This window comes from Bacteroidota bacterium (assembly GCA_016715425.1).
Lineage (GTDB): Bacteria > Bacteroidota > Bacteroidia > Chitinophagales > BACL12 > JADKAC01.
The window spans coordinates 534,927-560,051 of sequence record JADKAC010000002.1; the positions used below are offsets into that span (position 1 = coordinate 534,927).

Here is a 25,125-nt window from a genome sequence, read left to right on the forward strand (position 1 = left end):
GCGTATTAACTACCAACGGTAAGTTGCTGAATTAAATTTGTAATCACAGAAAAAGAATTATTCTCAATACAAATAAAATGGTGCGCATGGATTTTCAGAGAAATATTATTAGCGGTTTCATTACAGTGGTTTCATTAATCGGACTCACAGTATCGGCTCAAAATCAAGAGCAAGTAACAATAAAAATTGATGCAAACGTGAATGGTAAATCTATTGTGATAGATACTACTATTGACAATATGAATGATTTCGATATTCAACAATATTTACAAGAACTTGGCCTTGGCGATGAAGTAGCTGAATTAAATATTAATATAAATGATGGACCTCCTCCTCCCCCTCCTCCTTTTGAAATGAATATAGATGATTCTTCTTTTGAAGAAATGAAAATGCAGATGCAGCATTTTGAATGTCCGCCAATTCCTGAAATGCCCCCGATGCCCGGCACTGCGAATATGATGTTTTTTAATGGTAATAAATCTTTCTTAGGAGTGGTTTCTGAAAAAACAAAGGGTGGTGTAATTATAACCGAGGTAGTGGAAAATTCTGCTGCAAAAGAAGCCGGTTTATTAGTGGGTGATGTAATTACAAAAATTAATGAAATGACGGTTGAGTCAACTAATAATCTGGTTGAAATAATCGGAGATTTTGAACCGGGTACTGCTATTAATGTAACTTATATTCGTAATGGAAAAACACAAACTGCTAAAACCACATTAAAAGAAAATGCAAATTATTTTGAATCGAATGAGTGGGAAGAATATGGTAAGCAATGGGAAGATTGGGGGAAGGAATTTGAAATGCAATGGAATGATTCCACCATGGGAATGGCAACAGAAAAAGCATTTCTGGGTGTGCACTTGAGTGAAGCAGATAATGGAGTTTTAATAGAAGGAACAGAAGCAGGTTCAGCAGCAGAAGAAGCAGGTTTGATGAAGGGTGATATTATTACTGCATTGGATGGAATTTCTGTAAATAATTACAATGCGATTTTAGAAATAATAGAAGCAAAAAATCCGGGCGATGATATAGAAATTACTTACCTGCGGAATGGAAAAAAGAATACAGTAACTACCAATTTAAAAAGCAGGAAATCAGAAATATTTATGTGGAAAGGTGATGAGGATTCTATGCATCCATTTCCAATGCATCCGGCTCCACCTTGTGGTGTACATACCTATGCATATTGTATGGGTGATAGCACTGGAAAAAATGTGAATATGCAAATTAAAGTAATTAAGCAAAGCAGTAAAGAAGCTGATGAAAAAAATGCAGATGATGCAATGAATCCTGAAATTTTAAATCCTGAAACAATTCAATTTTATCCCAATCCAAACAATGGCACTTTCACTTTAAAATTTAATCTAAAACAAAATGGTGATACTCAAATTACGATAAAAGATATTCAAGGTGCTACAGTGTATAATGAAGATTTAAAAGGATTTGAAGGCAGCTATGAGAAAGTAATAAGCCTGGGAAATAATGCGAAAGGAAATTATTTAATTAATGTAACTCAAAATGGGTTTTCTGCAACCAAGCAGATAGTGGTGCAATAATTTTTTTACTCAATATATTTTATAAAGGCAGGATGTTTTCCTGCCTTTTTTTATTTCTATAAACGCAGGTTCTCAAAGGCTATCACACAAGGCTATGTTTTGAGGAATGAACGGGTACGGTGGGGGAATATGGCGGGAAGTCAAATAAACTGATGGCAATAAATAGTGCGTAATTTTTCATATTGAGGGTTTTAAGGGTTAATAAAGTATTTCGTAAAATGTAGTGTCGAATGCAGGACAATAAATGTAAATAAACTCATTCACTTCTGGAGGAATACCATCGATTACGATGCCCCAAACAATTCTATTTTCTTGATTTCCATAAATAATTTGAACAACAGTAGTATCAATAGCATTTCCATAAAATAGGCCTATATCACTAACACTTATATAATCAGTGGGATTATATACATTAATATTATGTAGTCGAATACTCAACCACCCTTCCGGCTGCAAAAAAACAGTAACATCCGTTTCGCCGCCGGTATTTTCCACAAAAGTGATATTATCGGTTTGGTTATTCCAAAATTGGTCTTTTATTGCCTGCACATAATAGCTGTAGCCTTTGCGGGCTTCAAAATCAAAAGTAAATTTGCCGTCGGCATCAGAATATATTTCGTCAATTAAAACACCGCCTAAGCCAAAGGCACTTTCACCATCCGTTTCAAATAAGCCTACTTCGGCATTTTCAATTCCGGCATTGGTGGTTTTGTCCTTTACGGAGCCGTTAATTTTTGTGGGGCCGCTTTCTTTTTCACAAGAAATAATTAATAAGCTTATTATGGTTAATAAATATATTTTTTTCATAATCCTATTTTAGATTAGTCTATTCGATAGTTATACAATTAAATAAAATGATAAATAATTATTCTGGTGTAATACATTTTGCATCTTGTATTTAAAACTCAAAATAATAATTAAATTATTCATGGTTAGACTTTTTGGATTATCTATATTAAATCAGATAATTATAAAAAACAAATTTATTTTTAAGTAAAGAATAGATGGAGGGTGTTTTACTTTATTATTTGCCATTGAAATGTAGGATTAAATAAATAGTATAATAAAATTTAAATATCTATACGCAGCTTCTCAAAGGCTCACACACAAGGCTATGTTTTGAGGAACCTGCCTTTAGACTTGCATTTTTATTTAATCAATTACATCTCATCATCATGATCGTCGTCATCACATTTCGCAAGCCAATTGTTATTCTGTTTTAATGTCAACTAATTCGTAGTTAGCGTTTCGTCCTCCTTCATTGGTTTGTTGCAAAACGCCTTTTTCTATCAGATCCTTTATGTCCCGCAAGGCTGTGTCGTTGGAGGTTTTGGAAATTTTAGCCCATTTTGAAGTTTGTAGTTTCCCTTCAAAACCATCAAAGAGTTTGTTGAGCATTAATCGTTGGCGTTGATTGATTCGAGTATGTTCATGTCGTTTCCAAAACTCCGCTTTATGCAATATTTTTTCTGTTGTAATTTCCGTGGTAAGCATTGCATTTTTTAGGCAATGTAAAAACCATTCTAGCCAATCAGTTATGTCGCCCGAACTATGTTGTACTTTTTGTAATACTTCATAATATCGTTTACATTCAGTTAGTATTTGGCTCGACATACTGTAAAAGCGTTCACCACTTCCTTCGGCACGGGCAAGGAACATATCGGTGATCGCTCTTCCAATTCTACCATTTCCATCATCAAAAGGGTGAATGATGATAAACCAAAAATGCGCAATAGCCGCTTTTAAAACAGGATCAAGTCGGTTTTCATCCTGGCACCAATCCAGAAACTTGTCCATTTCCGGTTTTACCAATTCTGGCTTTACGGCTTCATAGTGTATTTTTTCTTTGCCCATTGCACCCGAAATCACCTGCATGTTGCCTGTGCGGTATTGGCCTACTTCAATTTTATTAGTTCCGCTGTAGCCAGTTGGAAATAGTGCTGCATGCCAACCAAATAAGCGGTTTTCAGTTAGCGGCAAAGAATGGCGCTGAGTGGCATCAAGCATCATTTCTACTACACCTTCAATATGGCGGCTGCTCGGTACAAGTCCTGCGGTGTTGATGCCTAAACGCCTGGCAATGGAAGAGCGTACTTGATCATAATTGAGTAATTCTCCTTCTATTTCTGAGGATTTTACTACGTCTAAGGATAATGTAGTGAGGGTGGCCTCTTCTTTAACAGTAAAACCCAAGCTATGCATTTGCCCTATAATCTTACCTTGCATTAGCCGCACCTCGCCAAATATTGCATTTATAGCTTTATCCTGCCAGGAAAAATCTGTCCAGTTCTTATAATCATATATGTATTTTGCCATTTAATTAGCTATTGTGCGGTAAATATATGAATTATACGCCGCATAAATGCGGTGATTATTTTAACTTTTCACCGCATTGGAATGCAGGATCACAAGGCTATGTTTTGAGGAACATACTTGCACTATCAATTGAATAATAATTCATCCTATTAATTATCGGGCTGAAGTTGCAGAATACTAAAAAAGTAATCATGAAATTCATAATACAGGCGCTGTCTTAATCCTGATTTATTTTCGATGAGGATATAACCTGATAATCCATCCAAATAAATTCCGTGGGAGACATCAATATCTTTTAAGTGGCTAATTGGATTTGCATAATATGGATGATACCCATAATAGGATGCAAAAAACAGTGGTGAAGAATTACTAAAAAAACCATTTAACCCAATAGTATCTCCGGGCAATACTACAGGAGATATATATGTACTGTCGGCAATTACAGTTCCTGCATCACCATCACAATTCTTCGAATCAATTGCCGGTAGTGAATCAAAAATATATTCATAAGTACAAATTGGTTCCTCCCTTGATTTTACTAAAATTCTATAATCGGGATTAAGAATATTGATATTATAATTTTCGTTTTGATAGCCTCCCGGTGAAGAACTTTTTCCGCCTGTAAATTCGATATCATCTTCGCCATCAGAATTTATATCAAGAAAAATTTTTACCCCATAAAATGTATTGGCTGTAATATTAAATTCCACATATGGTGAAGGTTCATCTATGGAACAATTTAGAAATGGCATTACCATCACCAGAAGTATGATAAGTTGATTGAAATAATGGGAGTGGGAAATCTTCATTGTATTCTTCTGAGCAGTTGATTAAAATTAAAAGATTAATTCTGAAATATTTCACCGCACTAATCACACCCCATCTAATCCTGATTCTCCCGGCTTTATAATTACAATTGTTACCCTTATATTTGCAGCAACTTCGAAAGAGGGGACACAGTGGCGTCCCCTCTTTTGTTTCCGGATATGGACGTTTTGAAAGAAAAGATACAAGAGTGGTTAGCACCCAAGCTGGAGGAATTGGATTGTTTTCTGGTAGATATCAGGCATAATCCGTCAAACGGCAAGTTTGAAATTTATATGGATACCGATGCAGGAGTTACCATTAGCGCATGTGAACAGGTGAGCAGATACTTGAATTTCTATATGGAAAACGATCCGGCTTTTGGCGATAACTATATGTTGGATGTGAGTTCGCCGGGTATGGAAAATCCATTTAAAGTGGAAAGACAGTATCTGAAAAATATTGGCAAAACGGTGGAACTGGTATTGCATTCAGGTGTAAAAAAAGAAGGTATTTTAAAGCAATATGATGGAGAGAAGTTGACATTGCAAATTGCATTACCGGTAAAAGTAAAAGGCAAGAAACCGGAACTTGTGGAAGAGGAATTTACTTTGGAAGAAATAAAAAGTACAAAGAAGAAGATTTCATTTTAATACAATACAAAAGGAATAATTATTAAAACTAAAGTATATGAATAGTTTACAATTGGTTGAATCATTCAGCGAGTTTAAGGACATGAAAAATATTGATCGTCCTACGCTGATGAAAGTGCTGGAAGATATTTTCCGCACCATCATCCGTAAAAAATATGAAACCGACGAGAACTTTGATATTATCGTAAACACCGAAAAGGGTGACCTTGAAATTTGGCATCGGCGCATGATAGTAGAAGACGGCATGGTGCAAAATCCGGCCACAGAAATTTCTTTAACTGATGCATTGGTAATGGAACCCGATTTTCAAGTGGGTGAAGAAACTTACGAAGAAGTTAATATCGAAAGTTTTGGTCGCAGAATTATTCTTGCCATTCGTCAGGCATTAACTCAAAAAATTAATGAGTTAGAGAAGGATGAAATATTTAAAAAATACAACGATCGTATCGGAGATATTGTAACCGGAGAAGTATATCAGGTTTGGAAAAAAGAAGTGTTGTTGTTGGATGATGATGGTAATGAATTGATTTTACCACGTATGGAAATGATACCTTCTGATAATTATAAAAAAGGAGATACCATTCGTGCGGTTGTAAAAAATGTAGAGCTGCGCAATGGCAATCCATTGGTTATTTTAAGTAGAACCGATAGTTCATTTCTTGCTAAACTTATGGAGCAGGAAGTACCCGAAGTATTTGATGGTTTAATAGTTATTCGCCGCATTGTTCGTGCGCCGGGAGAAAGAGCAAAAGTAGCAGTAGAATCTTTTGATGATCGCATTGATCCGGTTGGTGCATGTGTGGGAATGAAGGGAAGCAGAATTCATGGAATTGTTCGTGAATTGCGCAATGAAAATATTGATATAATTAATTACACAAATAATATGTCGCTATTAATTCAAAGAGCATTAAGCCCTGCGAAAATTAATAGTATTGAATTAGATGCGGAAAGCAAAAGAGCAAGAGTATTTCTTTCACCCGATCAGGTTTCATTAGCAATCGGTAAAGGTGGATTGAATATTAAACTTGCATGTTCACTTACCGGATATGATATTGATGTGTTCCGTGATACAGAAGAAGAAGATTATGATGTGGATCTGGATGAATTTACTGATGAGATAGAAGAATGGATGATTGACGAATTAAAATCTATTGGATGCGATACAGCAAAAAGTGTATTGGAATTAAGTGTGGATGATTTAGTACGCCGTACGGATTTGGAAGAAGAAACCATTCGTGAAATCATGCGCATTCTGAAGGATGAGTTTGATGGAGAATAACAAGTCATTATGTGCAAAAAATATAATTGCTGTACATAGTGATTAACTTTACATGTTAAAACAAAATTAATTTCGGTAGAAATACCGTGTAACTATTTATGGCCGAAGATAAAAGTATAAGGTTAGCAGCAGCCTCAAAAGAGTTTAATGTAGGAGTTCAGCATATTGTTGAATTTCTGCAAAAGCAGGGCTATGCGGTGGAAAGTAAACCCACTTTCAAACTCAATGAGGAGATGTTCTATGCCTTACTGAAAGAATATTCGAAGGATAAAGTGCTGAAAGAAAAAGCGGATCAGGTAAATATTGGCTTAGCTCGTAAAATAGAAAAGCAGGAAGAAGAAGTAATAGTTGCTAAAAAATCGGAACCTGTTAAAACAAAGAAAGAAGAACCCAAAGCTGAAATAATTGAAACACCTCCGGTAAAAGAAAAACCAGTAGTTGAAAAACCGGTTGTTGAAGAACCTGTGAAAGAGGAAGTGATAAAAGCCAAGAGTGAAAAACTGGTGACGCCGAAAGTAATTGACACGATAGAAATTGTAGATAATAAAGGCAAGAAGAAGAAAGAGGAGAAGAAACCTGAAGAAAAGAAAGTAGAAGAGAAAGTGGTTGAAGAAAAGAAACCCGATGAGAAGAAAATAGAAGAGAAAAAACAAGAAGAAGAAAAACCGGTAGAAGAAAAACCTCAAGAAAAAACACTAGAACCAATTCCGGTGGAGGAAGAAAAGAAACCTGAAAAAATAGAAGAACCCGTAATACAGAAAAAACAAGAGGTGGTACCAGAAACGAAGGAAATGGAAATGATCCTAACCAAAAGAGTAACCCTCACCGGCCCTAAGGTGATGGGAAAAATTGAAATACCACAACAGCCGGATAAAAAATCGGAGAAGAAACATGCTCCCGGAGATGATCCAAGAAAGAAAAGAAAACGCATTAAAAAGCAACAACGCATTAATGTAGATAAAGTAAAAGAAGACGAACGCAAGCAACAACGTGCAAGAGAAACACGCAAAACAACCACGGTAGATCCCGAAGAACAAGAACGCATCATTCAGGAACAAGTGCGCAACACACTCGCAAAAATGAGTGGTACAGCACAAACCGGAAAGGGGAAAGCGAAAGCGAAAATGCGCAAGCAGGTGAACAGGGAAAAGGTAGCGATACAAGAAGAATTACAAGCTGCACAAAGCAATGTGTTACAAGTTGCGGAATTCACTTCATTATCTGAATTAGCAAGTTTAATGAATGTGCCACCTACCGATTTAATCATGAAATGTTTTGAATTGGGAATGATGGTTTCTATTAATCAACGTTTGGATGCGGAGATTATAGAATTACTCGCAGATGAATTTAATTTCAAATTAAAATTTATCAATGCATCAGGAAATGAGGAAGATGAAAAAGATGAAGAAGATGCGACTGATACTTTAAAATTCCGTGCTCCCATTGTTACAATTATGGGTCATGTGGATCACGGTAAAACATCGCTGCTGGATCATATTCGTGAAGCAAATGTGGTGGCAGGTGAAAAGGGTGGAATCACTCAACACATCGGTGCGTATGATGTGGTGGTTACAGGCGAAAAACATATTGCATTTTTAGATACTCCCGGTCACGAGGCTTTTACTGCCATGCGTGCCCGTGGTGCGAAACTTACAGATATTGCAGTAATTGTAATTGCTGCGGATGATGAAATAATGCCGCAAACCCGTGAAGCAATCAGCCATGCGCAAGCAGCGGGTGTGCCGATGGTTTTTGCAATAAATAAAATTGATAAACCGGGTGCACTTCCTGAACGGATAAAAGAACAACTTGCTCAACTAAATATTCTTGTTGAAGACTGGGGCGGTAAATATCAAAGTCAGGAAATTTCTGCAAAATCCGGTTTGAATGTAAATCTGTTATTGGAGAAAATTTTATTGGAAGCTGAGCTACTTGACTTGAAAGCTAATCCGGATAAACCTGCTATCGGAACTACGATTGAAGCAGCATTGGATAAGGGACGAGGATATACTTGTAATATCATGGTGCAGGAAGGTACTTTGAAGAATGGCGATATGATAGTGGCAGGACCTTATTACGGCAGAGTGAAAGCGATGTTTAATGAGCGCAATCAAAAAGTTGCTGAAGCCGGTCCTTCAACACCGGTTTTAGTATTGGGTTTAAATGGCGCTCCTCAAGCAGGTGAAAAATTCAGAGTATTTGCAAATGAGGATGAAGCAAAATCTACTGCTACCCGTCGCATGCAAATAATTCGTGAACAAGGAATTCGCACCAAGAAACATATTACGCTAGAAGAAATCGGACGTCGTAAAGCATTGGGTACTTTCCGTGAATTGAATATTATTATCAAGGCCGATGTGGATGGTTCTGCTGAAGCATTGACTGATAGCTTACTGAAACTTTCTACTGAAGAAGTTCAGGTGAATGTTATTTATAAAGGTGTTGGTCAAATTACAGAAAGTGATATTATGCTTGCTTCTGCATCCGATGCAGTAATCGTTGGTTTCCAGGTGAGGCCTTCAAGTTCTGTACGTCATCTTGCTGAAAAAGAAGGTGTAGAAATTCGCTTGTACAGCATTATTTATGCTGCAATTGAAGAAGTGAAGAGTGCAATGGAAGGTATGCTTGCACCAAAAGTGGAAGAGAAAATTACCTGTACTGTATTAGTGAGAGAAACATTTAAAATTAGTAAGCTCGGCACAATTGCAGGATGTTATGTTCAGGAAGGAAAAATTACACGCAATACGAAAATACGTTTGATACGTGATGGTATAGTTATCTATTCAGGTCAGTTAGATTCCTTGAAACGATTTAAAGATGATGCTAAAGAAGTAACTGCAGGTATGGAATGCGGACTTACCATTAAAAACTTCAACGATATTAAAGAAGGTGATATTATTGAAGGTTATGAGGAAGTGGAAACTAAGAGAACGCTTTAAAAAAATGACAATTGACAGTGGACAGTTGACAATGAAAGAAATGTTTTGGGTTTCAAGTTTCATGTTTCAAGTTCCGGGTTGAAAAACTCATCGTTCATTAGAGATTACTCACCATAAGGCTATTGGCAGTAAGCATTTGGCTATTGGCAAAAAACTTTGACTTTGACTATTGAACGTTGACAAAAAATGTTTCGGGTTCCGAGTTTCGGGTTAAAAAAATTATCGTTCGTCTTCAAGTTAAACACTCTCATAGGCATTACGGAGAATGAAAATGATAAGCTTACTATTGAATTCTTTTTCTTATGTTTTCTTTATTTTTTTCTATGTCGCTTTGTGGTTAAATTTTTCTTTTTATTTCTCCGGATAGCTGCGTTTTTTTTTCTTAAATAATGTTGTAGCACTTCAATATTGTGTTTTGACCCACCTCTTATCCTCCCTCAAACTGTTTACCCGCCGAAGGAGGGGGAGGACGTTTAAGCATCGTTCTATCAAATTCAAGTTTATTAAAAATATTTTTTTTTCTCCGTGCATCTCCGTGTTTTTTCTCTTCGTGAACTCCGTGCAATTTCTATGTTGCTATGTGGTTAAATTTTTTACAGCTGGGTTTTGCCTCTAATTTCTAATTACTCATTCTTTCATTCTTCATTTAATTAAATGCTATTTGCAATGGGCTTTTAAACGCTACTCATAATTATTACATCATATTTGAAAATAACACTGCATAAACGTCCTCCCTTCTTTTTTAAGGGAGGATAAGAGGTGGGTCAAAACAATTAACAGTAAACAGTTGACAATGAAAAAAAACTTAAACGATTGACTTAGACATTGATAAAAAATGTTTCGGGTTTCGAGTTTCAGGTTAAAAAACTCTTCGTTCATTGAGATTACTCACCATATGGCTATTGGCAGTTAGCATTTGGCTATTGGCAAAAAACTTTGACTTTGACTTTGAAAAAAAATCATTACTCATTGCTGATTTTTTTATTCACTATTCACCACTCACTATTCACTAAATCTCATCACTGATTACTCAATACTCAATACCCGATACCCGATACTATTCCCAATCACTTCAACTGCTTATCCAGAATTAATACATCAGGATCATTAGCTATATAGTCTGGTAATTCATAATTCGATCTTGCAACGAAAACTGCAATTTTATATCCTTCTTGTTTTAGTTGAAAATAATTTTCTTCATCGGGATAAAATTGATATACATTCTGATTGCTCCAGAACATTGCTTCGATATCCTCAAAAGATTTGCAGTTGAGTAGTACATAATTTTCAGGTAGAATAGAATCGAGTTCTTTATAGATAGCAGTATTATATTTTTTAGCTTCCTTATTCTCCACATTCAAATAATGTCCTCCTTTTTTAAAATAATATTTCTGATTGGTGAGAGGTTTAAAAACTGCAATAATGAGAAATAAAATTATTAGAACTTCAAATGTATTATTCCAACGAATATTAAAATTTTCTTTTATCCAAATAAATAATTGGGTAACACCAAAACCCACTAACAGAAAAATAAATGGTGCTGCAATAAATACATAGCTTATACCTTTCGATTTAGTAATTACAGTAAAAAACAAATACACAATTATGATTGGAAACAGTAATGATATCCATCCGGTATTAATTATTTTATTTTTCAATTTCCAAAAAGCAATTGCAATAAAAGGAAGCAGGTAATAGGAATATTGAAAATGCCAAATTTGAAAATAATACCAGAAGTTTGTTTGCATTCCCTCTACTGATTCAGTAAGATGCTTTGTATTGTAATTAAATTCATAACGACTGAGTACAGGAAATTGATTTAAAATATAAATCTGCCATGGAATAAAAACAATACAGCAAATAATAAATGATTGCAGCAATGGATAAAAATGTTTTAGTCGCAAATGCTTTTTATGTTGCAATAACAATTCAATTCCCCATACTGCAAAAATTAATAACCCCACCAACCATTTATTCAGTATTGCGCAACCCGCAAATAAACCAATAAGAAAAATCCAATATTTTTTTTGTGATGCTTTATATTCAAAATAACACCAGAAGGAAGCGAGGATATAAAAACCAAAAGCCACATCATTATGGTCCATTCCAATAACACCATTGGTAAGCTCTAATTGATAAGAAGAAAAAGTAAAAAGTAATGCAGCAATTAATCCTGCGAATTTGTTTTTAAATAGAATACCAATGCGAAAAATGAATACAACTGAAAGCGCACCCATTATTGCACTTGGCAATCGCAAGGCAAATAAGTTGACACCAAATATTTTCATACTCAATGCCATCTGCCATAAAAACAATGGTTGTTTATGACGCCAGATATGTCCATCGGTCCATGAAATTTCATCATAAGGTAATACAGGATCAGCACGAAGCATCGGGGTGAATGGATGCGTCATCATATTCTTGGCTACCAATGCATGAAAGCGTTCGTCCCAGTCGTGCAGATAAGGAAATAAAGAATTAAAAAGTATTCTTATTCCAAGTGCACCAAAAAAAAGAATCAGATAAGTATAAAAATTTTTGGAGGCAGATATTTTAATCATCAGAATTAAAATTCAAAAAATTATTCCTCTTCTTCTACCAACAATAATTTGCATGCAGCCATTAATCCGATAACGGTGCCTTTATTTTTAGATTTTTCTACAAGTTCAACAGTAGTGAGAATAATACCTTTGCCGGTTTTATCATTTTCACTTTCAATTGCTTCCATAAATGGTTGCAGTTTTTCTTTAAAATTTTCCGGGAAAGCAGCTTTTATTTTATCTAATGCTTCGGTTAAAGATTTATAAAGTTGCGCTGTTTGTTTTGAATCCATTTTTCAAAAGTAATTAAAATAATAAAAGTGGTTTTCATACTTACCTGTTCTCTGAATACTTATTTCTCACCTTCCGTCATTGCCATTTTTTTTCGATTACACAGTTCCCCGATTCGACGATTACACAATAAACAATTCTACAGTTCTACAAAAAAATCAATCATACGCTCTTACATCCTTGCCTTCCATAAAATTCATAAAGGCACGATTCACAACACGATTGCCTCCCGGGGTTGGATAGTTGCCGGTGAAATACCAATCGCCGGGATGATTTGGAATTGCTTCATGCAGTTTATCTACTGTTTGATAAATTACTTCTACTTCAGCACGAATGTTTTTTGATTTTACAATCTCACTTACTTTTTTTGAAATGGCTTCATAAGGAAATTGATCGTACAATTTTTTTACGGCATTCTGCATTTTATCCGCAGGTAAATTAAGTTGCTTTTTACACTCTTCATATACTTCCTGCAACATGCTTTCTTTACCATTGTCTTCCAATAATTCCACCATTGCACGGAAGGCAACAAAGTCACCCATTTTACTCATATCAATTCCGTAACAATCGGGATAACGAATTTGCGGAGCAGAAGAAACAATCACAATTTTTTTAGGCAGCAATCTATCGAGTATTGCAATAATACTTTTCTTTAATGTGGTGCCACGCACAATACTATCATCAATTAAAACAATCGTATCTACTCCATCTTTCACTTGGCCATAAGTGATATCATATACATGACTTACCATATCTCCACGATCATCATCATTGGTAATAAACGTGCGCATCTTCACATCTTTCAATGCAAGTTTTTCCACTCGTGTGCGCAAGGCAAGAATTTTTTTCTGTGTTTCTAAATCATCTCCCGCTTCACGAATTTTTTTTAATTTATAATCATTCAGATAATCATCCACACCTTTTATTAAACCATAAAAAGCAGTTTCTGCTGTGTTAGGAATAAAAGAAAATACGGTATTCTCTAAATCGTAATCCACCGCTTTTAAAACATCGGGCGTTAATAATTTTCCCAACATTTTTCTTTCCTGATAAATCTCTTTATCATTTCCTCTTGAAAAATAAATGCGTTCGAAGCTGCAACTTTTTCTTTCCAATGGTTTGCGACAATATACTTCACTGACCTTACCATTCTTTTTAATAACGAGTGCATGGCCGGGTTGCACTTCTTTCACATCTTCAAATGCAACATCAAACACAGTCATGATTGCAGGACGCTCACTTGCACAAACTACTACTTCATCATCTGCATACCAATACGCCGGACGAATACCATTTGGATCACGCAATAAAAATGCATCACCATGTCCAAGCATACCGATGATTGAATAACCGCCTTCAAAATCTTTTGCTGCACGACTCAATACACGACTTACATCCAAATCGTTTGCAATTAATTCTGTTATCGTTTTATTGTCGTGATAATTTTTGTATTGTTCGAATAACAATTGCACTTCCGTATCTAAAAAATGTCCGATTTTTTCCAACACCGTAATTGTATCCGTATGTTCTTTTGGATGCTGACCAATGGCAACCAATTGTTGAAATAAATCCGTATTGTTTACCATATTAAAATTGCCGGCAAGCACAAGATTTCTTGTCATCCAATTGTTCTCACGAATAAACGGATGCACACTAAACATACTGTTATGTCCGTGTGTACCATAGCGTAAATGCCCCATCATTAATTCGCCGGTATATTGCACATTTTCTTTTAGCCAATCAATATCTTTTGCATGTTCAGGATTGGCTGCTTTTTTTTCACGGATATGCGAAAAAATATTATCGAACACATCTTTAATTGCATTCACTGCCGGCGACTTATACATGTCAATATATTTTTGTCCCGGCGGTGTATTTAATTTTAATGTAGCCACACCTGCTCCATCCTGTCCACGGTTATGTTGTTTCTCCATTAGCAGATACAACTTATTTAAGCCATATAAAGTGGAGCCGTATTTTTCACGGTAATATTCTAAGGGTTTGCGGAGTCGAATAAGTGCGATGCCGCATTCATGTGTAATAAAATCGCTCAAGACATTTACAGTTTGTTGCGTTGAATTTTATTAATTACTTATTGCAGTAATTAGTGCCCAAAGGTAGGCATTAGAAAAGGAAGGGTTACTGTTGAATTGTTTGTATTACAACAAACCTTTGATTATATCATCCACACCAATACCTTCTGCTTCTGCTTTATAATTTTTCACCACACGATGACGCAGAATAGGTAAGGCAACAGCCCGCACATCTTCCATATCAGGAGAATATTTACCGGTGATAGCTGCATGGCTTTTTGCTCCCAGCACTAAATATTGTGAAGCTCTTGGGCCTGCACCCCAACTTAAATATTCGGTTGCGCTTGCATGTGCCTGCGCAGTTGCAGGTCGAGTTTTTGTTGCAAGATTTACTGCGTATTCCAACACATTATCAGCAATCGGCATTCTGCGAATTAAATGTTGGTAAGCAATTATTTCTGATTTACCGATAATTTTTTGCATGGTAATTTTTGCATCTGTGGTTGTGCTTTTCACCACTTGCATTTCTTCTTTTACTGAAGGGTAATCTAAAGTGATATTAAACATGAAGCGATCGAGTTGCGCTTCGGGTAATGGATAAGTACCTTCTTGTTCAATCGGGTTCTGAGTTGCTAAAACAAAGAATGGTAAATCAAGTGGATGCAGCATACCACCAACAGTTACATTTTTTTCCTGCATCGCTTCTAATAATGATGCTTGTGTTTTTGGTGGCGTACGATTTATTTCATCCGCAAGAATAATATTTGCAAACACAGGTCCTCTTAAAAATTTAAAGTTGCGATGTTCATCTAAAATTTCTGTTCCTGTAATATCCGACGGCATTAGGTCGGGAGTAAACTGAATGCGTTTGAAACTTAAATCCAATACATCGGCAATAGTTTTTATCAATAGTGTTTTTGCCAAACCGGGAACACCCACTAATAAACTATGTCCATCGCTAAACACAGAAAGCAACACATATTTTACTACTTCATCCTGACCAATAATTGTTTTACCAATTTCATTGCGCAATCTGTTATAATCTGCGGCTAATGCATCTATCGCCTCTACATCGTTATTAAATTCTTTCATGTTATGTTTTCAAAAAATTAAGATTATTAAAATCATTACTCAGTTATAAAAATATTATTTACTTCCCATTTCCACAGAACGCTGTACAAGTTCATTAATTTCAGTACATCCGTCAAATGAAGAATCTACACTCAGATACACATCTTTCACTTTGCGCAATACCCAATCATTAATAAGTGTTTGTTGCTTTTCATTTTTAGCGGCAGTTTGCAAGCGATAATAATCATCAGTAAGGTTTGCCTGATGTGGTGGACTTTGACTGTTGAGTAAAATAAATCGCACTCCTTTTTTCCCCTGATAATCAGTAAAAGAAATTGCTTCTGATATTTCACCCGGTTTCAATTTTTCTATAGCATAATATACATCCGGATCCAATTGATCAATTTCAAAATAAGTAGATCCTGATTGAGAATTCAATACTTCTCCTCCATTGCGTTTTGTATTATCATCCATACTAAACTTTGAGGCCGCATCACGAAAAGAAATATTTCCAGCCATAATAATTGAACGAATGCTATCTAATTTTTTTGAAGCAATTGTGTAATTGGAATTTGTAATTGGTGGTGTAATTAAAATATGCCGTAAACAAATTTTATCACCTTGTCTTTCTTCTAATTTTATAATATGATAACCGAATTGTGTTTGTACTACTTCGGAAATTTCACCCGGTTTTAATTTAAATGCAGCCGCATCAAATTCCGGAACATATGTTCCTCTACTAACACACCCTAAATAACCGCCATCTTCTTTTGAGCCTGGATCTTCAGAATAAATAGAAGCCAGCACTGAAAAATCTTCACCATTTATAAGACGCTGTCGCAATTCTTCTGCTTTTTGTTTTGCATATTCTTTTTGTTCCCCCGTTGCCTGCGGCATAATAACGATATGAGAAAATTCTACCTCTGCATTAAAGTAAGGCAATGAATCTTTTGGTATGCTATTAAAAAATGCTTTTACTTCCGATGGCGAAACAGTAATATCTCCTGTTACTTGCGCTTTCATTCTATCAGATAATAAAATGTCTCTGATATCTCCACGGAATTCATCCTTCATTTCCATAAATGATTTACCGTAGAATTCCTCCATTTTTTCTCTGGAGCCAAACAGTGATTCGTAATAGCGCAACCTTCTGTCTAATTCATATTCCACTTCATCATCGGTAACAACTACACTATCTTTTGCTGCTTGTAAAATCAATAATTGTTGAGTGATTAATTCTTTAATAATATAGCAACGCACATCCGGAGGCAATTCAGCACCATTAGAAGATTCTTGTAGATAAATTGTTTCTACTTCTGAGCGCAGAATTATTTTTTCTCCAACCTGTGCAATTATTTTATCGGCGATTAAAGGCTGCGCAAATACACCGGTAAATGATAACAACACAATACAACTGAGTAATAATTTTTTGATTGGCATTTTATTCATTTTTATAAATCTCTGCATTGTTAATACGTAACGCTTCGGTAACTATTTTCTGATAATTGCGTTTTAACAATGCGATTTTTTTACTGTTAATCATTATCCTGCGAATGTCTTCCTGCACATATTCAAAGGGTGCCTGTTCTCCTGCTTTCATAAATGTATGCACTTTTACTAAGTAACGATTTTTCTCATCTTTACTTTCAATAGTTTTCGTGCTGCGCATATTTTCATCTGCATAAATACTTGCAGGAAGAATATTGAATAATGTTTCAGAGTTCATCCATTGCTGACTTTCAAAAACATAATTACTGCAATTTACCAAACAAAAAGATTCCAGTTCATTTCTATACTTTGCAATATCTTTATTAAACCAAAAATACAGTGAATCATATTTTGAATTGGCGATGGGAATTACTGCATACGAAAGTTTATAAATATCAGTTTGTAAAATAAAATCCTGCAGATGACTATTGTAATATGCTTGCAGACTATCGGATTTAATAATGGTATCCAGATTTTGAGTTAACCAATATTTCTCATACGCATAAATTAACAGCGACTCTTTATATTCTATTGCCTGACGATTAATATTGGGCAATTCCTGTTGCAAGTTATCCTCTGCAATTTTCAAAATAATATTTTGCTGAATCCAATTATCAATATAAGAGTTTACGAATTGGGCACTGTCCTCCGGAGAAATATTTTCACCTAACAACCCTTTCACTTCCGAAGGATACAGAAATTTATCATACACACGGGCAAGTGGTTCTTCTTCAGATTTTTGTTCAGCTGTTTTTGTGTTACATGCGGCGATTGCAGTTACAAGACATATAAAAATTATGATACGAAAACTGCGGATGATACATTTATTTTATAAGCGAATTAAACACTTCCTGATTAACCTGAACCGGATACTTTGCTCTCAGATCACCTAACCATTTCTTTTCCAATTCATCCTGATATCCGGATATTACATAGCCTCTTGCTTCTTTCAATGTCTTTGGTGTTGGTGGCACTACTTTAATCACTTTTACAAATGTGATAGTACCATCACTATTTAAAATATTTTCACCAATGCCTATCTTTTTATTCAGCTGATCCACATTGGAATCTTGTCCGGCAAGGAATAAATTATTTTCGATAATCACTTGAGAAGTAGAATCTGTATTAAAGGCTGCAAGTATATCATCATCAGATTTTTTCTTCTTCAACATCTTGCGCACTGCTGTTGCAATTGTATCATTATTGCTTTCATAAATTGTAGCATCTACACGCTCGTCCCACATGTATTCATTTTTGTGTTGTTCGTAATATGCCTCTAAACCTGCACTATCTTTTGCAGCGGCTAACCATACTTTTTGATTTGTTAATTCAAACAAGGGAATGCCTGCACGATATTCCTGCATTAATCTTTTGAAGTCAGGATCATCTTTTCCCAATTGATATTCTATCAAAACATTTTCTTCGGCGATATTATAAATCTTATTGAATTTAGTTTCAATATCATTATCCTTTAATGTCTTTTGTTTTAATTCCAGATAAGAAGCAAGTTCTGCCTGCGTATAAACTAAAGTACCAATAGTAAATACCGGTTGAGTCATTGCAGATAGTTTTACAGGCTTCCATGTACCAGAAAGAAATGTAGTGTCCAACATTGCTAACACAGCCGATTTGTTTGCAGGAAATTCAATAAAATTATTTTCCTTCTTCACCATCGCAATATAATTAGAACGGATATCTCGGTACTGTGCAGTGCGTTCGATACGTGATTTTATATCTGCTTGCATATCTTCATAAGGTGCAAGACCACGTTTGTCAATTAATTTAATCAAATGCCATCCAAAAGAAGTTAATACCGGCTGAGAAACATCTCCAACATTTTTAATACTGAAAGCAGCATCTTCAAATGGTGCAGTCATTTTTCCAACACCAAACCAATCCAGTTCTCCGTTCTTCGTTTTAGTATTCGTATCATCACTGTATTGTTGTACCATATCTTCAAAAGTCACTTCTCCTGATTTAATTACGGCAGCAATACTGTCAATTTTTGCTTTCACCATTGCACTATCTTGTGCAGTTGCATTCGCTTTAATACGCATTAATAAATGCTCTACTTTTATTTCTCCGGAAGAAGGTCTTTCTTCTCTTACATTTAAAATATGATATCCGTATTTAGAACGAATGATTGGCGATATCCCCCCAACCTTTGTATTGTATGCTGCATCTTCAAAATTCATATCAGGAATACTAAATCCTGTTATCCAACCTACACGACCACCATTTGTGCGGCCATTCACATCGCTTGTAAGTGCAGAGGCTACTTTCGAAAAATCTTCGCCTTTATTTAATCTTGCTTGTGCGTCAATTATAGTTTGATATGATTTTAAAGTATCTGCCGGAGTTGGATTCGCAGGAAAGGCAGACATGATATGATAAACCAATCTTTCTGTTTCCATGCGCTTATAAATCTTCTGTACCTCTACATCCAAAACTTCTTTATCAAAATTGGATTTAATTAATTGATCACCATATTTATCCAATTCGGTACGCACGCTCAACATGGTATCAATTTGCTCAGCATCTGCTTCCTTCACTTTCAATTTATAATTGATATACAAATCCAGATATTCCTCTAATGATTCCTGAGAAAAATCATTTTTCTTATTCAGATTATTCTTTGTATAAATATAAACGAACTCTGATTTTGTAACAGGTGTTCCGCCAACTGTGAACAGAACTGCATCTCCACCATTTGTCTGGCTGAATGATACAATAGCTATTGATTGAAAAATTACTAATACAATTATTCCTGATATCCACTTTTTCATTCTTCTATAAATTTTATTGCTTTTTAAAAAGAGAATGCAAAGCTATAATTTTTTCAATGCAAACCTTATGAAAATCCATATTTAACACCCTTTAGGAAGATTTATTATAGTGAAATCAAGCATCTATATTCTCAAAAGATTAGCAGCTAATCGGCAATCCTTATACGATTTCTTACCTTTGTGTTTCAATTAAATGAGAATGAAAATAGAAAAAAACAAAGTAGTTATACTCACTTACAAATTGCAAAAGGATGATGCAAAAGGTGAAATGATAGAAACTGTTGACGACAAGAGTCCTTTTGTATTCTTGTTTGGTGCAGGAAGTTTATTACCTGAATTTGAAGAAAATTTGGCCGAAAAAACAGCAGGACAAAAATTCGAATTCGGCATTATTGCAAGCAATGCTTATGGAGAAATGGATGAAACTGCAGTGCAGCATGTACCTAAGGATATTTTTATGATTGATGGTAAACTCGCTGAAGATTTGTTAGTGGTAAATTCTTTTGTGAATCTTCGTGATAATGAAGGTCAGTTAGTGCGTGCCCGTATTTCAGATATTGGTGATGCAGAAGTATTGCTGGATTTTAATCATCCATTAGCAGGACAGAACCTGTTTTTTAGTGGTGAAATTCTTGATGTACGTGAAGCTACTGAAGAAGAAATTCAACACGGCCATGTGCATGGTCCGGATGGTCATCACCATCATTAATAAAAATTACAGACAAGAAGTGCGGCCTCCATCCACCGGTAAATTGATACCGGTGATATAGGCTGCAGCAGGAGAAGACAAAAATGCAACTGCATTTGCTATATCCGCCGCTTCAGCAAATCGCCCAAGTGGAATTTCGTGCAACATTTCTTTACTTATTTTATCTTCTTTGTTACCGGTTTTTTCCGCTTTGATTTTAATAATGGATTCCAACCTCACAGTTTTAGTGGCACCGGGCAACACATTATTTACTGTGATTCCATCCTTACCCAATTCATTCGCCATTGTTTTTGCCCAATTTCCAACCGCAGCACGAATGGTATTGGAAACACCAAGATTTGGTAAGGCTTGTTTCACCGAAGTGGAAATAATATTTATTATTCTGCCATAACCACTTTCACGCATGCCGGGAATTAATGCAGTGGCAAGAATATGATTGCAAATAAGATGAGCATTAAAAGCAATGCGAAATTCTTCTTCATGTGCCGCCGTAATCGGACCTGATGCAGGGCCTCCGGTATTATTAACCAATATATGAATGGGCGCTGCATATTTATCTAAAAATAATTTTACTGCTACTTTAAGATCACCGGGTGAATTAAAATCCGCAGTGATATATTGATGTGTTTGCCCATATTTTGCAGGTAATGTGGAAATAACTTCCTGAAGTTTAGCTTCATTGCGGGCAACTAAAATGAGTTGTGCTCCTGCACTTGCCAGCTCTTCTGCTATTGCCAATCCAATTCCCTGTGTGCTGCCGCAAACCATTGCGTTTTTATTGTGTAAGTTCAAGTCCATATATCGTATTATTTAATTGAAAAGAATTGATTGCAATAGAATTCTTTAAATTTATACCGTTCAAAAATAAAAAATTATGTCAGTAGCAGCACCTCTTAATTTGAAGAAATGGATTGAAGAAAACAGACATCTGTTGAAACCTCCTGTGGGCAATAAACAAGTGTATTTAAAAAATGATGATTATATCGTAATGATTGTTGGTGGGCCTAACAGTAGAAAAGATTATCATTATGAAGAAGGCGAAGAATTATTTTATCAGTTGGAAGGAGATATCGAAGTAGGGATTGTAGAAAACGGCGTTTCCAAAACAATTCCTATCAAAGAAGGTGAAATGTTTTTATTACCTCCAAGAGTTCCTCATCAACCACGTCGTGGTCCTAATACTGTTGGATTAGTAATTGAACGCTATCGCAAAGATGATGAGTTGGATGCATGCATGTGGTTCTGCGAAAAGTGTAATAATAAATTACATGAAGAATTTTTTCCGTTAGATAATATTGTTACACAATTGCCGGAAATTATGAATCAGTTTTACAGCAATGCACAATTGCGCACTTGCAATAGCTGTGGCTATATAATGGAGCCACCGAAATAATTCTAATTGCTAAAAAAGCAAATACGTATTTTACCATTATCTATTTTTTTTATTTATTAAAGAATACATTGTTGTGTTTAAAATTGATATTCATACGCATATAATTCCCGAGCATTTACCAAAATGGAGTGAGAAGTTTTTTGATAATCGCTATATACATTTAGATCATCACTGTCCGGGTTGTGCGAAGATGATGCAAGGTGATAAATTTTTTCGTGAAATAGAAAGCAATTGTTGGGATGGTGCTGTGCGCATTCAGGATTGCGATGCAACACAAGTAAATGTACAAGTGTTGAGTGCAATTCCTGTGATGTTTCATTATTGGGGTAAGGCAGAACATGCAATGGAAACCAGCCGTTATCAAAATGATTTTATTGCAGAAGTAGTATCAAGAAATCCGCAACGATTTATCGGCTTAGGCACTTTGCCAATGCAAGATCCACAATTAGCAATTCAAGAAATGGAGCGCTGTAAAAATGAATTGCATTTACCGGGCATTGAAATCGGCAGTCATGTGAATGATTGGAATCTGAATGCACCTGAATTATTTTCTTTTTTTGAAGCTGCTGAAAAAATGCAGATGGCAATTTTTGTGCATCCCTGGGATATGATGGGCACAGATAAAATGAAACAATATTGGTTGCCATGGTTAGTGGGTATGCCTGCGGAAACTTCTTTGGCAATTTGCTCAATGATTTTCGGTGGTGTATTTCAGCGATTGCCAAATTTGAAAGTAGCCTTTGCACATGGTGGTGGAAGTTTCCCTTCTACAATCGGAAGAATAGAACATGGATTTAATGTACGTCCTGATTTAGTTGCGGTCGATAATAAAATAAATCCAAGAAATTATCTGCAAAAATTTTATCTCGATACATTAGTACACGATCCGATGATGCTGCAATATTTAATTGAATTGTTTGGAGAAAATCAATTGGCTTTGGGAAGTGATTATCCGTTTCCATTAGGTGAACATCATCCCGGAAAATTAATTGAAAGTATGTCGTTGAGTGATGCTGTTAAAGAAAGATTATTACACGGCACTGCATTAGAATGGTTGGGATTACACAAAGAAAAATTTATTTAGGTTTATTTTTCTCCTTATAATTTATCACTGCTTTTATTTGACTGTAATTAAAACTACTTCCACCTTTATTGCGCACATCGGATGCAGAGTTTACTCCGGGCATTTCCAAAATCTCCAATAATTCTTTTACTTGACTTTCAGTAAGTAATTTATAAATATCTACTTCACCTGTCAGCACAAAATCCGCAAGATGACCTTCGATAGTGCTTACTGCAAGATTGCGCATTTTTGCAATTTCTTCTAAACTTAAACCTTCATTATATAATTGCAGACTTTCTTTTTTACTGTCGCCTTTGGCAGGTTTTGATTTTTTTACATCTACTACTTTATTTTCTTTCGGAATAAACTTTTCATACGCATTTACATCTGCAAATAATAAATCACCATACCTTGCCTGTAATATTTTTTTTAATTGTCCTTGTAATGTTTTTACAAGTTCAGCAACTTCTTTTCTATACGTTTTTACTTTGCTTGCATACGAGAGTGCATTGTAATGATCAAACAGCGGTTGAATAATTTCATCAGTTAATGACTGCGCAAACCATTGCACACCACTGCGCACTTTCTGTTCAAATGCAGTGCTTTGAAATTTCTGATAATCTGCAATCAATGCAGGTAATTTCTCTTTGAATTTACGGGCAATTTCCCCTTGTGCATTTGCTGCATCCAATAAAGTTTTTGCAAGTGTATAGGTTTCTAATTTATCCGGAATATTTTTTTCAGGAATCAGAGTTACATATTCTGTTAATTCATCAATAATTTTTTGATAGTCGAATGCTTTTATTAATTGCTCCGACATATACTTATTTTTTTCCAAATCCAAAACAGAATGCAGATGATGTTCCTTATCTACATTTCCAGAAAAATTAAGAATGCGTTCGTCGGTATTAATAACATTGCTGCGAATAGATGAGAGCAACACCATACCATCTAAAGTAGTGCAACGACTTAACGCAACATACACTTGCCCGGCTGCAAACGATTGACCTGCATCTATAATTACTTTATCGAAAGTGAGTCCCTGACTTTTATGAATTGTAATTGCCCATGCTAACCGAATTGGAAACTGTTGGAACTTGCCGATCAATTCCTCTTCCAATATATTTTTTTCTTTATTGAAATTGTATTTTACATTTTCCCATTCTTCAATTTCTAATTCTATTTCAAAATTATCTTCATTAGTAATTACGGTAATGCTGTCATTAGATAATTCTTTTATTCGGGCTAATTTTCCATTGTAATATTTTCTATCCTCACCCGAATCATTTTTAATAAACATTACTTGTGCATTCTCTTTTAAAGTGAGATGCAAATCCGTGGGATAATTATTTTCATTGAATTCACCCTCCACTTTTCCTGTGTATGTATAAGCTTTGCCGGGTAATTTTTGCAATTCAATATCATTAATAGCATCCGCCTTATAATTATGTGTGGAGATGGTAATATAATTTTCTTCCTTTCCCGGTTTAAAATTCGGATTATATCTGCTTTGCAAAATTTCAAAATCATTTTGCTCCATTGTATTGTTGCGGATATTATTTAGCAAGTCTATAAATTGCTGTTCCTTTTGCCGATATATTTTTTTCAATTCGATATGCAGTGGAGGAAATTGTCGCACTACTTTTGAATGAAAGAAAAACGGACTTTCATAATGATTTTTCAGCATTGCCCATTCATCATCTTTAGTTACCGGAGGCAATTGAAACATATCACCAATAAAAACCATTTGCACTCCACCAAATGGTAAATTACTTTTTCTTACATAGCGAAGTATTGCATCCGTCGCATCTAATTTATCGCAACGCACCATACTGATCTCATCAATAATTAATAATTCCAACTGCTCCATCACTTCACGTTTGGCTTTGCTCAATCTCACTTTACTAAACAAGTTGGATTGATTTGCGTAACCTGCATCCCATCCGCCACGGACTGGAAGAAATGGCTCGAATGGCAACAGAAAAAAAGAATGCATTGTAACACCGCCGGCATTAATTGCAGCAACTCCTGTAGGTGCAACAACCGCCATGTTTTTTAAAGAAGTATTGCGAATATGTTTTAAAAAAGTGGTTTTACCGGTTCCTGCTTTTCCTGTAAGAAAAATATTTTGTGAAGTAAAATTTACAAGGTCGGCAGCAAGCTTAAAATTTTCGTTGTAGATATCAGGCTCCATGGAAAGTTGA

19 protein-coding genes are annotated in these 25,125 nt (G+C 35.3%); 7 read left to right on the plus strand and 12 right to left on the minus strand.

What is annotated here, in order from left to right; translation table 11 throughout:
• Positions 1–86: 86 nt before the first annotated feature.
• Positions 87–1,556, plus strand: a complete 1,470-nt coding sequence (locus IPN31_04150; protein ID MBK8681093.1) for a PDZ domain-containing protein — start codon at positions 87–89, stop codon at positions 1,554–1,556.
• A 198-nt stretch (positions 1,557–1,754) separates the two neighbouring features.
• Here the strand turns inward: IPN31_04150 and IPN31_04155 are convergent, their stop codons facing one another.
• The 3 genes from IPN31_04155 to IPN31_04165 form a co-directional block, all read right to left on the minus strand.
• On the minus strand, positions 1,755–2,363 hold the full coding sequence (locus tag IPN31_04155; GenBank protein MBK8681094.1) for a hypothetical protein: 609 nt from the start codon (positions 2,361–2,363) through the stop codon (positions 1,755–1,757).
• Positions 2,364–2,765: 402 nt separating this feature from the next.
• The gene (locus IPN31_04160; protein MBK8681095.1) at positions 2,766–3,872 is read right to left on the minus strand and encodes a Fic family protein; all 1,107 of its coding nucleotides are present in this window, start codon (positions 3,870–3,872) and stop codon (positions 2,766–2,768) included.
• 149 nt (positions 3,873–4,021) lie between these two features.
• Positions 4,022–4,624, minus strand: coding sequence for a hypothetical protein (locus tag IPN31_04165; protein ID MBK8681096.1), 603 nt, complete (start codon positions 4,622–4,624; stop codon positions 4,022–4,024).
• Between the two features lie 243 nt (positions 4,625–4,867).
• Between IPN31_04165 and IPN31_04170 the strand changes: the two genes are divergently transcribed.
• From IPN31_04170 to infB, 3 genes are all read left to right on the plus strand, one after another.
• A complete protein-coding gene (locus tag IPN31_04170; GenBank protein MBK8681097.1) occupies positions 4,868–5,329 on the plus strand; it encodes a hypothetical protein in 462 nt (153 codons plus the stop codon).
• Positions 5,330–5,366: 37 nt separating this feature from the next.
• Positions 5,367–6,608: a transcription termination/antitermination protein NusA gene (gene nusA, locus IPN31_04175; protein MBK8681098.1), complete on the plus strand. Its 1,242-nt coding sequence runs from the start codon at positions 5,367–5,369 to the stop codon at positions 6,606–6,608.
• A gap of 98 nt (positions 6,609–6,706) precedes the next feature.
• Positions 6,707–9,547 (plus strand): translation initiation factor IF-2, encoded by a 2,841-nt coding sequence (gene infB, locus IPN31_04180; protein MBK8681099.1) that lies wholly within the window; start codon positions 6,707–6,709, stop codon positions 9,545–9,547.
• 1,067 nt (positions 9,548–10,614) lie between these two features.
• Here infB and IPN31_04185 read toward each other — a convergent pair.
• The 7 genes from IPN31_04185 to IPN31_04215 form a co-directional block, all read right to left on the minus strand.
• Positions 10,615–12,108 (minus strand): glycosyltransferase family 39 protein, encoded by a 1,494-nt coding sequence (locus tag IPN31_04185; GenBank protein ID MBK8681100.1) that lies wholly within the window; start codon positions 12,106–12,108, stop codon positions 10,615–10,617.
• A 20-nt stretch (positions 12,109–12,128) separates the two neighbouring features.
• On the minus strand, positions 12,129–12,380 hold the full coding sequence (locus IPN31_04190; protein ID MBK8681101.1) for a hypothetical protein: 252 nt from the start codon (positions 12,378–12,380) through the stop codon (positions 12,129–12,131).
• A 156-nt stretch (positions 12,381–12,536) separates the two neighbouring features.
• Positions 12,537–14,432: an amidophosphoribosyltransferase gene (locus IPN31_04195; GenBank protein MBK8681102.1), complete on the minus strand. Its 1,896-nt coding sequence runs from the start codon at positions 14,430–14,432 to the stop codon at positions 12,537–12,539.
• A 105-nt stretch (positions 14,433–14,537) separates the two neighbouring features.
• Positions 14,538–15,503 carry an AAA family ATPase gene (locus IPN31_04200; protein ID MBK8681103.1) on the minus strand — a complete coding sequence of 322 codons (966 nt, stop codon included), beginning with the start codon at positions 15,501–15,503 and terminating at the stop codon, positions 14,538–14,540.
• A 54-nt stretch (positions 15,504–15,557) separates the two neighbouring features.
• Positions 15,558–16,922 (minus strand): peptidylprolyl isomerase, encoded by a 1,365-nt coding sequence (locus tag IPN31_04205; protein ID MBK8681104.1) that lies wholly within the window; start codon positions 16,920–16,922, stop codon positions 15,558–15,560.
• A gap of 1 nt (position 16,923) precedes the next feature.
• The gene (locus IPN31_04210) at positions 16,924–17,682 is read right to left on the minus strand and encodes a hypothetical protein (protein MBK8681105.1); all 759 of its coding nucleotides are present in this window, start codon (positions 17,680–17,682) and stop codon (positions 16,924–16,926) included.
• A 112-nt stretch (positions 17,683–17,794) separates the two neighbouring features.
• Positions 17,795–19,756 (minus strand): peptidylprolyl isomerase, encoded by a 1,962-nt coding sequence (locus tag IPN31_04215; GenBank protein MBK8681106.1) that lies wholly within the window; start codon positions 19,754–19,756, stop codon positions 17,795–17,797.
• A gap of 199 nt (positions 19,757–19,955) precedes the next feature.
• On the opposite strand from IPN31_04215, the gene IPN31_04220 reads away from it, so the two are divergent.
• Positions 19,956–20,465, plus strand: a complete 510-nt coding sequence (locus IPN31_04220; GenBank protein ID MBK8681107.1) for a peptidylprolyl isomerase — start codon at positions 19,956–19,958, stop codon at positions 20,463–20,465.
• 6 nt (positions 20,466–20,471) lie between these two features.
• Here IPN31_04220 and IPN31_04225 read toward each other — a convergent pair whose 3' ends face one another.
• Positions 20,472–21,263 carry an SDR family oxidoreductase gene (locus IPN31_04225; GenBank protein MBK8681108.1) on the minus strand — a complete coding sequence of 264 codons (792 nt, stop codon included), beginning with the start codon at positions 21,261–21,263 and terminating at the stop codon, positions 20,472–20,474.
• Positions 21,264–21,339: 76 nt separating this feature from the next.
• Here IPN31_04225 and IPN31_04230 point away from each other — a divergent pair, with 76 nt between their 5' ends.
• Entirely contained in the window at positions 21,340–21,858 is a 519-nt protein-coding gene (locus IPN31_04230; GenBank protein ID MBK8681109.1) for a 3-hydroxyanthranilate 3,4-dioxygenase, read from the plus strand.
• Between the two features lie 67 nt (positions 21,859–21,925).
• Positions 21,926–22,942, plus strand: coding sequence for an amidohydrolase (locus IPN31_04235; GenBank protein ID MBK8681110.1), 1,017 nt, complete (start codon positions 21,926–21,928; stop codon positions 22,940–22,942).
• Here the strand turns inward: IPN31_04235 and IPN31_04240 are convergent.
• Positions 22,935–25,115 (minus strand): AAA family ATPase, encoded by a 2,181-nt coding sequence (locus IPN31_04240; protein ID MBK8681111.1) that lies wholly within the window; start codon positions 25,113–25,115, stop codon positions 22,935–22,937. The genes IPN31_04235 and IPN31_04240 overlap by 8 nt on opposite strands.
• Between the last annotated feature and the right edge of the window lie 10 nt (positions 25,116–25,125).